The organism is Sanguibacter antarcticus, assembly GCF_002564005.1.
GTDB classification, from domain to species: domain Bacteria; phylum Actinomycetota; class Actinomycetes; order Actinomycetales; family Cellulomonadaceae; genus Sanguibacter; species Sanguibacter antarcticus.
The window spans coordinates 1243427-1257997 of the sequence record NZ_PDJG01000001.1; the positions used below are offsets into that span (position 1 = coordinate 1243427).

Genomic DNA, 14571 nt, shown 5'->3' on the forward strand with positions numbered 1-14571 from the left:
CTATCGAGCGCCTGGGAGCACGCGCGGCTCGATCCGCTCCTCGACGACGCTCTCCCCGTCGGGGCCGCGGGTCAGGAGGTACGCCCCCTTGCCGCGCTGCTCGGTGACCGCCTCGACCATCGTCGTGCCTCGGTAGACCAGGCCGACCCCGTCGTCCGTGCAGTACGCGGTCGGCAGCTCTCCGCTCCCGACCAGCGAGTGCATGAGCGGCCGACGACCAGGCTCCGAGTCGTAGTGCACACCGTTCGCGTACGGCAGGAGCCCGAGACCGTCGTGGACTGCTCGCAGCTCCGGACCGAACGAGTCGGTGGTTCCTCCCAGGTGCCAGCAGATCGACCCTGCGCTCACGCCGCTGAGGACGACTCCGGCCTCCCAGACCGTGTGCATGATGCTGTCGAGACCGTGCACGCGCCACACCGCGAGCAGGTTCGCGACGGATCCTCCACCGACCCACACGACGTCCTGGGCGAGCAGGTGCTCCATCACGTCGTCGACGTTGGGCATCGTGAAGAGGTTGAGGTGCGAGAGGTCGAGCCCGGCCGCGCGTCCGGCCTCGTCGAGCTCACCACGGAACCACGCCTGGTCGCCGCCGGCCGTGCCGACGTGGCACACCCGAGGGGTGCCGTCAGCCCCTGCGAGGTCGACAGCGTGGCGAAAGAGCGGGGCAACGGCGAGACGTGTGCGCACCCCAGGGGCGAGCCCGCCCGAGGTCGCGAGGATGGTCGGTTCAGACATGCCGACGACCATAGTGCTTGAATGTCGCCATGACGACCTTTGCCGTGACCTACGTGTACGACGACCGCGCCGCCGACCGGGACACTCACCGCCCGGCCCACCGTGCGTTCCTCTCCGGGCTGCTCGCCGCAGGGGTCCTGCGCGCGTCCGGCCCGGTGTCCGACGGCGACATGCAGGGGGCGCTCCTGGTCCTCGACGCGCCGTCGGCCGAGGCCGCCGGCACCATCCTCGACTCAGACCCGTTCGCGACCGAAGGTCTCGTCGCTGCGCGCGCCGTGGCGGAGTGGACCATCGTCAGCGGCTCCGTCGGCTGACGCACCGCGCGATCCGCCCGCGGCACGCCGCGACGATCGTGTCCTTGGGCCCCTGCTCGCCCACGTTGATGTCGAGGTGCACCCGGTTCTTCGCTGTCTTTCCCTCCGGGACCTTCTGGAAGTACAGGCGGGGGCCACGCCCTGCCGAGTCGACGGCGGCAAACCACTCCACCTGGTCCGTCAGCGGCGTGCCGCGTGCCTCCTCGTAGGCGCTCCTCATCGTGCCCTCGACGTCAGGCTGTCGCCGCCTGCATCTGCCGCAGCTCCTTCTTGAGCCCGGAGATCTCGTCGCGGAGCCGCGCTGCGAGCTCGAACTGGAGCTCGGCTGCGGCTCCGTGCATCTGGTCGCTCAGCTCCTGGATCAGAGTGACCAGCTCGTCTCCCGCAAGGCCTGCGAGCTTGTTCGGCCCGCTGGCTCCGGCCTTCGGACCACCAGGCACGGGTGCCTTCGCCTTGCCTGCGTTGCGATATCCGCCCTTGAGGAGCTCCTGGGTGTCGATCTCCTCGCGAGCGAGCATGTCCGTGACATCGCTGATCTTCTTGCGCAACGGGGTCGGGTCGATCCCGTGCTCGAGGTTGTACGCGACCTGCTTCTCCCGGCGTCGATCTGTCTCTTCGAGCGCGAGCGCCATGGCCGCAGTGATCTTGTCCGCATACATGTGCACCTCCCCCGAGACGTTGCGGGCGGCGCGCCCGATCGTCTGGATGAGCGAGGTCGCCGAGCGCAGGAACCCCTCCTTGTCCGCATCGAGGATCGCGACGAGGGAGACCTCCGGAAGGTCGAGCCCCTCACGCAGGAGGTTGATCCCGACGAGGACGTCGTACTCTCCGAGCCGCAGCTCCCTCAGCAGCTCGACGCGCCGCAGCGTGTCCACCTCGGAGTGGAGGTAGCGCACCCGCACGTTCTTGTCGAGGAAGTAGTCGGTGAGGTCTTCCGCCATCTTCTTCGTCAGCGTCGTGACGAGGACGCGTTCGTTGCGCTCTGCTCGGAGCCGGATCTCCTCGAGGAGGTCGTCGATCTGTCCGGTCGTCGGCTTGATGATCACCTGGGGGTCGACCAGACCCGTGGGCCGGATGATCTGCTCGACAAAACCGTCAGACATCGACAGCTCGTACTTGCCGGGCGTCGCGGAGAGATAGACGGTCTGGCCGACGCGCTCGACGAACTCCTCCCACCGCAGCGGACGGTTGTCCATCGCGCTGGGCAGGCGGAAGCCGTGGTCGACGAGGTTGCGCTTACGAGACATGTCCCCCTCGAACATGGCACCGATCTGGGGCACGGTGACGTGCGACTCGTCGATGACGAGGAGGAAGTCGTCCGGGAAGTAGTCGAGGAGCGTGTGCGGGGCTGTCCCGGGCTCACGTCCGTCGATGTGTCGCGAGTAGTTCTCGATCCCTGAGCACGAGCCGATCTGCCGCATCATCTCGATGTCGTACGTCGTGCGCATGCGCAGGCGCTGGGCCTCGAGCAGCTTGCCCTGGCGATCGAGCTCGGCGAGCCGCGCCTCGAGCTCGGTCTCGATCGAGCCGATCGCGCGTTCCATGCGCTCCGGACCTGCCACGTAGTGGGTGGCCGGGAAGAGGTTGATCGACTGCTCGGCGTGCACGACGTCGCCGGTCAGCGGATGGAGGGTCTGGATCGCCTCGATCTCGTCCCCGAAGAACTCGATCCGGATCGCCAGCTCCTCGTACACCGGGATGATCTCGACGGTGTCGCCGCGCACACGGAAGGTCCCGCGGGTGAACGCCATGTCGTTGCGGGTGTACTGCATCGCGACGAACTGTCGGAGAAGGTCGTCGCGCTCGACGACGTCGCCCACGTCCAGCCGGACCATCCGGTCCACGTACTCCTGCGGTGTGCCGAGGCCGTAGATGCAGGACACCGATGCGACCACGACGACATCGCGCCGGGTGAGGAGGTTGCTCGTCGCCGAGTGCCGCAGCCGCTCGACCTCGTCGTTGACCGACGAGTCCTTCTCGATGAAGGTGTCCGTCTGCGCGATGTACGCCTCGGGCTGGTAGTAGTCGTAGTAGGACACGAAGTACTCGACGGCGTTGTTCGGCAGAAGCTCGCGGAACTCTGTCGCGAGCTGGGCCGCGAGCGTCTTGTTGGGTGCCATGACGAGGGTCGGGCGCTGCAGCTTCTCGATGAGCCACGCGGTCGTGGCGGACTTTCCCGTACCGGTCGCCCCGAGCAGGACGACGTCCTTCTCCCCTGCCTGGATCCGCTCGGTGAGCTGTGCGATCGCCGTCGGCTGGTCGCCCGAGGGCGTGTAGTCGGAGATCACCTCGAAGGGGGCGACGGAGCGCTGGAGATCGGTGACAGGTCGCATGGATCAACCGTACGTCGAGACGCTGACATTCATCGTGCGTGCGGGCGGTCGACCGACGATCTGGTCGGGTCAGACGACTTCTTCGGCGACCTCGTCCTGGAGCCGCGCCCACAAGGCGTCGATCGCTGCGAGAAGATCGTCCTCGGCCCTCTCGCCCGAGACCACGATGTCGGCGGCGGCGCGGCGGACGTCGTCGTCCGCCTGGGCCGCGACCCGCTGTCGTGCCTCCGGGAGCGAGAGCCCTCGTCCTTCGACCAGGCGTCGGATCCGCAGGTCGGCCGGGGTGTCGACGACCACGAGGATGTGGAACGCGTCCTCCTGCCCGGTCTCGACGAGGAGCGGGATGTCATGGACGACCACCGCGCCAGGGTCCGCCGCGCCGGCCGCGGCCTCGCGCTCGACGGACAGGCGGTGGATCTCCGGATGGACGAGCGCGTTGAGCCGCGCACGTGCCTCGTGGTTCCCGAAGACGATGTGGCCGAGCGCGGCACGGTCCAGCGCCCCGTCCGGGCCGAGCACACCCTCGCCGAACACCTCGACGACACGTTCGAGCCCGATCGTGCCGGGCGCGACGACCTCCCGTGCCAGCAGGTCGTGGTCGATGACGACGGCTCCGTGCTCGGCGAAGCGTCGGGCAGCGACCGACTTGCCGGCCGCGATGCCTCCTGTGAGTCCGATGCGCAACATCACCCCATCCTGCCGCCGACCTCATCCCCCGGCAAGGCAGACGGAGAAGGCTCGTGCGCGGACGCGTCAGCCCGCCGAGGTCGTCTCCGGATCGTTCGCGACGAGGCGCAAGAGCCTCAGGAGCTCAGACCTGTCTGTGCTCGACAGCTCGTGGAGCAGGTCGTCGGCCCGTTCCCGACGGTGCTGACCGACCGTCGCGAGGAGCTCGTGGCCTGCGTCGGTCAGCTCGACGCGGGTGGAGCGGCGGTCGACAGGGTCCGGCAGCCGACGGACGAGCCCAGCGGCGTGGGCCTGCTCGACCTTGGAGGTCACCGAGCGAGGCACCACGTCGAGCGCGCTCGCGACGTCGCACAACCGTTGCGGCCCGTCGGCTCGGGCCAGGACGCGGAGCAGCCGGTACTGCCCCGGGGTGGTGCCGGTGGGCTCGAGCTCGAGCTGTGCGTCGCGCCGGACGCGCCGGAGGGACGCATGGACGAGCGCGAGGAACTCGCTCCCCGCAGTGTCCTGACGTGCTGCGTCGTCCGTTGGTGTCGTCCCGCTCGTCATGAAAGAGAGCCTAACTCACTAAGTTGGCCTCATGGAGCGAACAGCCGACGAGAGCACCTCCGCCGTCAGGTCCCGGTGACGATCGTCCAGAGGCCCTCCGTCGATAGTGAGTTAGACTCAGCAAGTTCCCGGCGGGCTCGCACCCACCACGCCCCATCTCCTGGAGGTCGCCCATGTCCCTGTCCCAGCAGCCCGGAGGCGGCGGAGGCGGAGGGCTCCGCTCGTTCCGACAGGACGCCAGCGTCAAAGACCACGTCCTCGCCGACGGGACCTTCAGACGCATCCTCGTCTTCGCGCGGCCCTACCGCCGCCAGCTGACGTGGTTCCTCGTCCTCATCGCGTTCGACGCCGCGATCGGCGCCGCGACCCCCCTCGTCCTCAAGGCGATCATCGACGACGGCATCACTCCCGGCCGACGCGACGTCGTGCTGTGGCTCTCTCTCCTCGTCGCCATCCTCGCCCTCGCGTCCGGCGCCCTCGGGCTCGGCCAGCGATGGTTCTCCTCCCACATCGGCGAAGGGCTGATCCTCGATCTCCGCACAGCGGTCTTCGATCACGTGCAGGCGATGCCCCTAGCGTTCTTCAGCCGGACGAAGACCGGCGCGCTCGTCCAGCGCCTCAACGGCGACGTCCTCGGCGCTCAGCAAGCATTCACGTCGACGCTATCCAACGTCTTCAGCAACAGCCTCACGGTGATCTTCGTCCTCGCGGCCATGCTCACGATGTCCTGGCAGCTGACGTTGCTCTCGCTCGTGCTGCTCCCCGCCTTCATCTTCCCTGCCCGCTGGATCGGGCCCCGCCTCGCGAAGATCACGCGGGAGAGCTACGCCATCAACGCGGACACCGCACAGATCATGAACGAGCGCTTCAACGTCGCCGGCGCGCACCTGGCGAAGACCTACGGCCGACCGGCCGAAGAGTCTCGTCTGTACGCAGCCGCCGCGACCCGCGTCCGAGACATCGGCATCAAGCAGGCGATGTACGCGACCATCTTCCGGATCGGCCTCACGACGGTGGCCGCGGTCGCTGTCGCGGTCGTCTACGGCGCCGGCGGTCTCATGGCGATCACCGGTTCCCTCACCGTCGGCGTCGTCGTGGCGTTGGCTGCGTACCTGGGCAGGCTCTACGGACCGCTCACTGCACTGTCGAACGTGCAGGTCGACGTCATGACGGCGCTCGTCAGCTTCGAGCGTGTCCTCGAGGTCCTCGACCTTCCCCCGACCGTCACCGACCGACCAGACGCAGTCGATCTTCGCGACGCTGTCGCGACGCAGGGCGCGAGCGTCGAGCTCGACCACGTGACGTTCCGCTACCCGACAGCGGCAGAGGTCTCCCTCGCATCGCTCGAGTCGGTCGCGACGCTCACCAACGACCCCGCGACCGACACGCTGCGCGACGTCAGCCTCACGCTCGCCGCAGGCGAGATGCTCGCTGTCGTGGGCCCGTCCGGCGCAGGGAAGACGACGCTCTCCCAGCTCGTCACCCGGATGTACGACGCGACGTCCGGCACCGTGCAGGTCGCTGGGCTCGACGTCCGCGACGTCACGCTCGAGTCGCTGCGGGCGACCATCGGGACGGTGCCGCAGGACTCGCACATGTACCACGACACGATCGCGAACAACCTGCGCTATGCGCGTCAGGATGCCACCGACGAGCAGATCGAGGACGCGCTGCGGGCCGCGCACGTCTGGGACCTCGTCGCTGCTCTCCCGTCGGGGATCGACACCGTCGTCGGTGATCGTGGGTACCGGCTCTCAGGTGGCGAGCGTCAGCGCCTCGCTATCGCACGGCTCTTGCTCAAGGCACCAGCGATCGTCGTGCTCGACGAGGCGACCGCTCACCTCGACTCCGAGTCCGAGGCCGCGGTGCAGCGCGCCCTGGCCGCTGCGCTCCAGGGCCGGACCTCGATCGTCATCGCGCACCGGTTGTCCACGATCCGCCATGCTGACCGGATCGCCGTCCTCGATGCCGGGGAGGTCGTCGCGCTCGGGACGCACACCGAGCTTCTCGACGGCGGTGGCCTCTACGCCGAGCTCTACCACAAGCAGTTTGCACAGAACGACGCAGCGGCCGCGGACGTTCTCGAGACCTGAGCCTCCCGCTCGGTCTGCCGAGTCCTCCGGTTCACTGCACGACGAAGGGCCGGTCACCTCGTGGAGGTGACCGGCCCTTCGTCGTGCGATCTGTCAGAGCCTACGGCTCTGAGAAATCAGTTTCCCGTGAGCTTCTCACGAAGCGCGGCGAGCGCCTCGTCCGAGGCGAGCGTGCCGCCACCGGACGTCGACTCGACGGCCGGAGCCGAGGAGTAGGACGAGGAGGAGCTGGAGGAGGACGACGAGCTGGAGGAGCTCGAACCGGAGTCCGACTCACCCGACTCGGCAGCGTCCGCGTCGGCCTTGACAGCCTCCGAGACCTGCTTGCGGTGCGCTTCCCAGCGCTCGTGCGCCTTGGCGTACTGAGCTTCCCAGACCTCGCGCTGTGCCTCGAAGCCTTCGAGCCACTCCTGCGTCTCGGAGTCGAAGCCTTCCGGGTACTTGTAGTTCCCGGCCTCGTCGTACTCCGCCGTCATGCCGTACAGAGCGGGATCGAAGTCTTCGCTGTCGGCGTCGACTCCCTCGTTGGCCTGCTTGAGCGACAGCGAGATCCGGCGACGCTCGAGGTCGATGTCGATGACCTTGACGAAGACGTCGTCGCCCACGTTGACGACCTGCTCAGGCAGCTCGACGTGACGCACAGCGAGCTCGGAGATGTGCACGAGGCCCTCGATGCCGTCCTCGACGCGGACGAACGCACCGAACGGGACGAGCTTGGTGACCTTTCCAGGCACGACCTGACCAATGGCGTGCGTCCGGGCGAAGGTCTGCCACGGGTCTTCCTGCGTGGCCTTGAGCGAGAGCGACACGCGCTCCCGGTCGAAGTCGACGTCGAGAACCTCGACGGTGACCTCCTGGCCGACCTCGACAACCTCACCCGGGTGGTCGATGTGCTTCCACGAGAGCTCGGAGACGTGGACGAGACCGTCGACGCCGCCGAGGTCGACGAACGCACCGAAGTTGACGATCGAGGACACGACACCGGGACGGACCTGGCCCTTCTGCAGCGTCTGCAGGAAGGTGGAGCGCACCTCGGACTGCGTCTGCTCGAGCCAGGCACGGCGCGACAGGACCACGTTGTTGCGGTTCTTGTCGAGCTCGATGATCTTGGCCTCGATCTCCTTGCCGACGTACGGCTGGAGGTCGCGGACACGACGCATCTCGACGAGCGAGGCAGGAAGGAAGCCACGGAGGCCGATGTCGAGGATGAGTCCACCCTTGACGACCTCGATGACGGTTCCGGTGACGACACCGTCTTCTTCCTTGATCTTCTCGATCGTGCCCCAGGCGCGCTCGTACTGTGCGCGCTTCTTGGAGAGGATGAGCCGGCCTTCCTTGTCCTCCTTCTGGAGAACAAGAGCCTCGACGGCGTCGCCGACCTTGACAACCTCACCGGGGTCCACGTCGTGCTTGATGGACAGCTCGCGGGAAGGGATGACGCCTTCGGTCTTGTAACCGATGTCGAGGAGGACCTCGTCGCGGTCGACCTTGACGATGATGCCTTCGACAATGTCACCGTCGTTGAAGTACTTGATGGTGGCGTCGATGGCGGCGAGGAAGTCTTCTGCAGTGCCGATGTCGTTGATGGCGACCTGCGGGGCAGACTTCGCGGGGGTAGAGATGGTCATTGAGTCAGGTGCTCCGATGCGGACAGGAAGTAGTGACGGATAGGGATGGTGCTGGTGGTCACGGGTGGTCGTCCGCTAGCAGGAGATCGGTGGACCTCTGCCGTCGCACGACGCGCCATGATCTGCACGCCAGGCTGCACGCGACGAGATCCTCCTCGAGCACGCAACCGTAGTGGGCCGCTTGACACCCTACCGGCGGTTCAGTAGCAAGGTCAAAGGCCGGAGGGGCGTGTCAGGCGAGCACCCGAGCCACGCGGAGCAGATCGGACGGCACGTGCTTGACCTTGCCGGCGATCTCTTCGAGCGGGACGAGCACGACCTCGTCGTTGCGCAGCGCCGTCATGACGTTCGTCTCCCCGTGGGAGACAGCGTCGACAGCAGCCACCCCGAAGCGGCTGCCGAGGATCCGGTCCGTCGGCGTAGGTGTCCCGCCACGCTGGACGTGACCGAGGATCGTCAGGCGGGTGTCGAAGCCCGTGCGCGTCGCGATCTCGTTCGCGACACGCTCGCCGATCGCTCCGGCGATGATCTCGCCGAACTTGCCGACCTGCGCCTCGTACTGCATCGAGCTTCCCTCCCGCGGGAGGGCTCCCTCTGCCACGACCACGATCGAGAAGTTGGCGTGGGCGCGGTGACGGTGCTTGAGGAACTTGGTGATCCGGTCCATGTCGAACGGTTCCTCAGGTGCGAGCACGATCTCGGCGCCGCCGGCGATGCCTGCGTTCACAGCGATCCAGCCGGCATGGCGACCCATGACCTCGACCACCATGACACGGTTGTGGCTCTCGGCCGTCGTGTGGATGCGGTCGATCGCCTCGGTCGCGATGTTCACCGCGGTGTGGAACCCGATCGACAGGTCCGTGCCCTCGACGTCGTTGTCGATCGTCTTGGGGATCGCGACGATCTTGATGCCCTCGTCAGCGACCTTGCTCGCGGCGTTGAGGGTGCCGTCGCCACCGATGCAGATGAGCGCCTCGATACGCTCGGCCTCGAGCGTGGCCATGACTGCGTCCATGCCGCCGTCAGCCGAGTGCGGGTGGTACCGGGCTGTGCCGAGCATCGTCCCTCCCTGAGGCAGGACGTTGCGGATGTTCTCGCGGGACATCGGCATGACGTCGCCGTCGACGACGCCCTTCCACCCGTTGCGGAAGCCGATGATGGTGTGCCCGTACTCACCGAGCCCCTGCTTGACCACCGCACGGATCGCGGCGTTCAGTCCGGGGCAGTCTCCGCCGCCTGTGAGCAGACCGATACGCATTCGAGCTCCCTCAAGAAGATGTGTCGTGGGCCAGCAGACCCGGTGCCCACCTGCGAACGACCGGGCTGGCGGTACAACCCTACCCACGTCAGGAGAGTCGTCTGTGTCATAGGTCCCATCGTGGGACGGCATCGTGGATCTCACCCGGCTGCCTTCCACCACGCTCGTCGTGCCCCGGCAGATAGAGGAGACTGTCCAGGTGACAGACTCGCAGCGAGCCGGCTACCAGAGCGTCCCGGACGACCTCGGGGGCAAGGCTGGTCGGGGATGGTGGGACGCGAACGCCTCGGAGTACCTCGACGACCACGGTGCGTTCCTCGGAGACACCGACTTCTGCTGGTGCCCCGAAGGGCTCCGCGAGTCCGAGCTCCACGTCCTCGGTCCTGAGGCTGACCTCGCTGGCCGGGCAGTCCTCGAGATCGGCAGCGGCGCCGCCCAGTGCGCGCGCTGGCTGGTCCAGCGTGGCGCGCGCGTCGTCGCGACGGACGTCTCTGCAGGGATGCTCGCCGCGAGCCGACGTCTCGACGCACGCTCTGGCACGCAGGTCCCGATCGCCCAAGCAGACGCCCGTGCCCTGCCGTTCGCCTCAGGGTCGTTCGACGCAGCCTTCACCTCGTACGGGGCGCTCCCCTTCGTCCCGGACGCTGCGGCCGTCCACGACGAGGTCTACCGGGTGCTGCGACCAGGTGGGCGGTGGGCCTTCTCCGTGACGCACCCGGTCCGGTGGGCGTTCCCCGACGACCCCACCGCCCGGGGCCTGACCGCCACCCGTTCCTACTTCGACCGCCGCCCCTACGTGGAGCGCGACGAGCACGGGACGATCACCTACGCCGAGTACCACCGGACGCTCGGCGACCACGTCCGCGAGGTGAGCTCGGCCGGGTTCGTCCTCATGGACGTCATCGAGCCCGAGTGGCCAGGCACGACCACCGAGACCTGGGGAGGCTGGAGCCGCACCCGCGGCGAGCGCCTTCCAGGCACCGCCATCTTCGTCGCTGACAAGCCGGCGGCCCACCGCTGAGAGGACCGCCGAGAGGGGCACGACACGTCCCCTCTCAGGCTCCGTAGCGCCCGCGGACGGTCATGACGATCAGTGGCCGGCGTCGTGCCAGCTCGTGCCGACACCCACTGAGACGTCCAGCGGGACCGAGAGGTCAGCGGCTCCGGCCATCTGCTCACGCACGAGGGCTTCGAGCTCGGTGCGCTCGCCGGGACCGACCTCGAGGACAAGCTCGTCGTGCACCTGGAGGAGCAGTCGCGAGCGCAGACCTCGTGCAGCGATCTCCTTCTCGACACCGAGCATCGCGACCTTGATGATGTCGGCTGCGCTGCCCTGGATCGGGGCGTTGAGCGCCATCCGCTCGGCCATGTCGCGGCGCTGTCGGTTGTCGCTCGTCAGGTCAGGCAGGTAGCGCCGACGGCCCATGATCGTCGCGGTGTAGCCGATGCTGCGGGCTTCGGCGACGACTCCCAGGAGATACGTCCGGACCCCGCCGAACCGTGAGAAGTAGTCCTCCATGAGCGTCGCGGCCTCGCTGACCTCGATGTTCAGCTGCTTCGAGAGACCGAAGGGCGAGAGCCCGTAGGCGAGGCCGTACGACATCGCCTTGATCTTTGACCGCATGGCAGCCGTGACCTCGCTCGTCGGCACACCGAAGACCCGAGACCCGACATAGCTGTGCAGGTCTTCGCCCGTCCGGAACGCCTCGATGAGGCCCTCGTCGCCGGAGAGGTGCGCCATGATCCGCATCTCGATCTGGCTGTAGTCAGCGGTGAGCAGGGTCTCGTACCCGTCGCCCACGACGAACGCGCGACGGATCCGCCGGCCGGCCTCCGTCCGGATGGGGATGTTCTGCAGGTTCGGCTCGGTCGAGCTGAGCCTGCCGGTCGCCGCGATCGTCTGCTGGAACGTCGTGTGGATGCGGCCGTCCTCGGCGACAGACTTGAGGAGCCCCTCGACGGTCTGCCGCAGCCGCGTCGCGTCGCGGTGCGCCAGCAGGTGCTCGAGGAACGGGTGCTCCGTCTTGGCGAACAGGTCAGCGAGCGCTGCGGCGTCGGTGGTGAAGCCCGTCTTGATCTTCTTCGTCTTGGGCATCGCCAGCTGGTCGAAGAGGACCTCTTGCAGCTGCTTAGGCGAGCCGAGGTTCACCTCGCGACCGATGACGGCGTAGGCCTCGGTCGCTGCGGCGGAGACGACCTCGCCGAAGTGGCGCTCGAGCTCACGGAGGTAGTCGGCGTCCATGGCGATGCCGCGACGCTCGATCTGGGCGAGGACGGTGCCGAGCGGCAGCTCGAGGTCGGTGAGCAGGTCCGAAGCGCCCCGGTCCCGTAGATCACCGGCGAGGACCTCTGCGAGCTGGACGAGCGCTGCGGCACGGACCGCGAGCCGCTGCGCTTCGCCGTTGCCGTCCAGGGAGAGGTCGAACGCACCCTGGTCGCCTGTCTCTGGTTCCTCGACCCGCAGCTCGCGGTGCAGGTGCCGGATCGTCAGCTCACCCAGGTCGTAGGTGCGCTGGTCCGGGTGACACAGGTAGGAGGCGAGCTCTGTGTCGAAGACGACGCCGTCGAGCACGTAGTCGCGTCCTGCCAGCGCGTGCCATGCTCCCTTGGCCCCGTGGAGGACCTTGGGCGCCGCGGGGTCCTGCAGCCAGGCACGCAGCGCCTCGTCGTCACGTGCAGGCAGGTCGGCGAGGTCGAGGACCGCCGCGTCGCCCGCGTCGTCGGCGATCGCCACCATCCACGCGTCACCGGCGGCGGGAGTGTGCTTGCCCGCGACCTCGAGGCCGAGCGAACGTCCCTCGCGGGCGGTCAGCCACCCCGAGAGCCCGTCGGTCGTGAGGTCCGCGACGGCGACCTCGAACGTCGGAGCGCCTCCGGGCTCGTCGCCGCTGTCCTCTGCCGGCATCATGGCGAAGAGCCGCTCACGGAGCGCCCGGAACTCCAGCGCGTCGAACACACGGTGCATGTCTTCGCGGTCCCATGGCTGTGCCCGCAGGTCGTCCGGCCCGAGGGGCAGATCGACGTCGAGCAGAAGGTGGTTGAGCACGCGGTTGAGCCGCACCTGCTCGAGGTGGGCACGCAGCGACTCCCCCGCTTTGCCGGTGATCTCGTCTGCATGCTCGAGGATCTGCTCGAGGCCACCGAACTGGTTGATCCACTTCGCGGCCGTCTTCGGCCCGACGCCAGGGACTCCTGGGATGTTGTCGCTGGTCTCGCCCACGAGCGCGGCCAGGTCTGGGTACTGCCCTGGCTCGACCCCGTACTTCGTCTGCACCGCCACGGGGGTCATACGTGCGAGCTCAGAGACGCCCTTGACGGGGTAGAGGACAGTGACGTTCTCGTTGACGAACTGCAACGAGTCACGGTCCCCGGAGCACACCAGCACCTCCATGCCGAGACCGTCTGCCTGTGAGGACAAGGTCGCCAGGATGTCGTCGGCCTCGAAGCGGTCCTTCTCGAGATGCATGATCCGCATCGACTCGAGGACTTCCTTGATGAGCGGCACCTGGCCCTTGAACGGCTCCGGCGTCGCGTCCCGCGTGCCCTTGTACTGCGGGAACTGCTCGGTGCGGAACGTCGTGCTCCCAGCGTCGAACGCGACCGCGACATGTGTCGGTCGCTCGTCACGGATGAGGTTGGCGAGCATGGAGACGAAGCCGTGGACGGCATTCGTGTGCTGCCCGGTCGAGGTCGAGAACTTGTCGACGGGCAAGGCGAAGAACGCCCTGTAGGCCATCGAGTGGCCATCGATCAGCAGGAGTCTGGGTCGCGCGGTGTCGGTCACGTCTGCCAACCTATCGTCCATGACAGACATGAACATCACCGAGCACCTGACCGCCTTGTCGGCAGGCACCCTCATCGAACGCATGGGTATCACGCTCGTCTCCGCCAGCGCCGACAAGGTCGTCGGGACGATGCCCGTCGCCGGGAACACGCAGCCTGCGGGGCTCCTCCACGGCGGGGCGAGCGTCGTCCTCGCAGAGACTCTCGGATCGTTCGCTGCGCAGCTGCACGCCGGCGAAGGCCGCTCGGTGGTCGGCATCGAGGTCAACGCGACCCACCACCACGGCCCCCGGGACGGGGTCGTCACAGGGGTGGCCACACCTGTCCACCGAGGGCGGACGACCGCCAGCTACGAGATCGTCATCGAGACGGCCGACGGTCGGCGCGTGTGCACCGCGCGGCTAACCTGCCTGGTGCTCGCTCCCCAGTGACGACGGCGCGACCGGGGTCGCCGGCGGCGTCTCTTGCGGGACCACGAGGCTCGCTTGGAAGGCCCGCAGGTCGACCGGGCCGCTGTTGGTCTCGATCCGCGCCTTGCGACGGCGGGCGATGAGATCCTCGATCCCCCGGACCTGGCGGCGGCTCCCACCGTTCTCAGCAACAAGCTTGCGCTGGAGGACCGCCGTCGGGACCGTGCGGTGACCTGCCGCAGGCGCAAAGCCCAGCCGCGCCAAGAATCGCTGCACACCGCGAGACCCGGGCAACGGCACCGAGTACACGTCCAGGGCTCCGACCGAGTCGGCGAGGTCTCCAGCGGCAGTGAGCAGGGCATGCCCCGCGCCACGGCGACGGAAGTGCTCAGCCACATAGAGCGCCTCGATGTACACGGAACGCTCGTCGCTGAACACGTTCGGCTCAAGGACCCGGACCAAGAGGAAGCCCACCGGCTCGTCTTCGTGGACCGCGACGCGGATCGCTCCCCCGGGCACCGCGGTGAGGGCTGCAAGCTGCTTCACCAGACGTTCCTCGTCTGCTGCGCAGAGCTGTGCTCCCGTCGCGGACTCGTGACGAGCAGCGACCGCCAGCTTCGCGAGAAGAGGTAGGTCCGACGGTACCGCGGGTCGCACGTCAACCAGCGCTCGCACAGGAGATCCCTTCGTCGTCTAGCCCGGAATTCCGGCCCACCAGCGGACCGATGCGCCTGCACGCTGGTGCGGCAAGCATGTCAACACCACATCACAAACCTGAGGGCCC

General features: G+C 67.9%; 13 protein-coding genes. 4 read left to right on the forward strand and 9 right to left on the reverse strand.

The genetic code is table 11. The annotated features are described in order from the left end of the window. A complete protein-coding gene (locus ATL42_RS05610; RefSeq protein ID WP_245862173.1) occupies window positions 1-735 on the reverse strand; it encodes a Type 1 glutamine amidotransferase-like domain-containing protein in 735 nt (244 codons plus the stop codon). 29 nt (window positions 736-764) lie between these two features. Here ATL42_RS05610 and ATL42_RS05615 point away from each other — a divergent pair, with 29 nt between their 5' ends. Beyond that, on the forward strand, window positions 765-1049 hold the full coding sequence (locus ATL42_RS05615; protein ID WP_098454503.1) for a YciI family protein: 285 nt from the start codon (window positions 765-767) through the stop codon (window positions 1047-1049). Here the strand turns inward: ATL42_RS05615 and ATL42_RS16915 are convergent. The 4 genes from ATL42_RS16915 to ATL42_RS05635 form a co-directional block, all read right to left on the reverse strand. After that, window positions 1030-1269 (reverse strand): VOC family protein, encoded by a 240-nt coding sequence (locus tag ATL42_RS16915; RefSeq protein ID WP_169925342.1) that lies wholly within the window; start codon window positions 1267-1269, stop codon window positions 1030-1032. The genes ATL42_RS05615 and ATL42_RS16915 overlap by 20 nt on opposite strands. 13 nt (window positions 1270-1282) lie before the next feature. Further along, window positions 1283-3382, reverse strand: coding sequence for an excinuclease ABC subunit UvrB (gene uvrB, locus ATL42_RS05625; protein WP_098454504.1), 2100 nt, complete (start codon window positions 3380-3382; stop codon window positions 1283-1285). Between the two features lie 69 nt (window positions 3383-3451). Further along, the gene (coaE, locus tag ATL42_RS05630) at window positions 3452-4069 is read right to left on the reverse strand and encodes a dephospho-CoA kinase (protein WP_098454505.1); all 618 of its coding nucleotides are present in this window, start codon (window positions 4067-4069) and stop codon (window positions 3452-3454) included. Between the two features lie 66 nt (window positions 4070-4135). Further along, window positions 4136-4615: a MarR family winged helix-turn-helix transcriptional regulator gene (locus ATL42_RS05635; protein WP_098454506.1), complete on the reverse strand. Its 480-nt coding sequence runs from the start codon at window positions 4613-4615 to the stop codon at window positions 4136-4138. Window positions 4616-4788: 173 nt separating this feature from the next. Between ATL42_RS05635 and ATL42_RS05640 the strand changes: the two genes are divergently transcribed. Then, entirely contained in the window at window positions 4789-6708 is a 1920-nt protein-coding gene (locus tag ATL42_RS05640) for an ABC transporter ATP-binding protein (RefSeq protein ID WP_098454507.1), read from the forward strand. A gap of 116 nt (window positions 6709-6824) precedes the next feature. Here ATL42_RS05640 and rpsA read toward each other — a convergent pair whose 3' ends face one another. Beyond that, a complete protein-coding gene (rpsA, locus tag ATL42_RS05645) occupies window positions 6825-8336 on the reverse strand; it encodes a 30S ribosomal protein S1 (protein WP_098454508.1) in 1512 nt (503 codons plus the stop codon). Window positions 8337-8568: 232 nt separating this feature from the next. Continuing rightward, the gene (locus tag ATL42_RS05650) at window positions 8569-9594 is read right to left on the reverse strand and encodes a 6-phosphofructokinase (protein WP_098454509.1); all 1026 of its coding nucleotides are present in this window, start codon (window positions 9592-9594) and stop codon (window positions 8569-8571) included. A 199-nt stretch (window positions 9595-9793) separates the two neighbouring features. Between ATL42_RS05650 and ATL42_RS05655 the strand changes: the two genes are divergently transcribed. Further along, window positions 9794-10615 (forward strand): class I SAM-dependent methyltransferase, encoded by an 822-nt coding sequence (locus ATL42_RS05655; RefSeq protein ID WP_245862176.1) that lies wholly within the window; start codon window positions 9794-9796, stop codon window positions 10613-10615. Between the two features lie 69 nt (window positions 10616-10684). Here ATL42_RS05655 and polA read toward each other — a convergent pair whose 3' ends face one another. Continuing rightward, window positions 10685-13399: a DNA polymerase I gene (gene polA / locus ATL42_RS05660; RefSeq protein WP_098454510.1), complete on the reverse strand. Its 2715-nt coding sequence runs from the start codon at window positions 13397-13399 to the stop codon at window positions 10685-10687. On the opposite strand from polA, the gene ATL42_RS05665 reads away from it, so the two are divergent. Then, window positions 13398-13808 (forward strand): hotdog fold thioesterase, encoded by a 411-nt coding sequence (locus ATL42_RS05665; protein WP_098454511.1) that lies wholly within the window; start codon window positions 13398-13400, stop codon window positions 13806-13808. The two genes, polA and ATL42_RS05665, sit on opposite strands and share 2 nt — an antisense overlap. Here ATL42_RS05665 and ATL42_RS05670 read toward each other — a convergent pair. Then, the gene (locus ATL42_RS05670) at window positions 13779-14333 is read right to left on the reverse strand and encodes a GNAT family N-acetyltransferase (RefSeq protein WP_169925343.1); all 555 of its coding nucleotides are present in this window, start codon (window positions 14331-14333) and stop codon (window positions 13779-13781) included. The two genes, ATL42_RS05665 and ATL42_RS05670, sit on opposite strands and share 30 nt — an antisense overlap. Window positions 14334-14571: the final 238 nt, after the last annotated feature.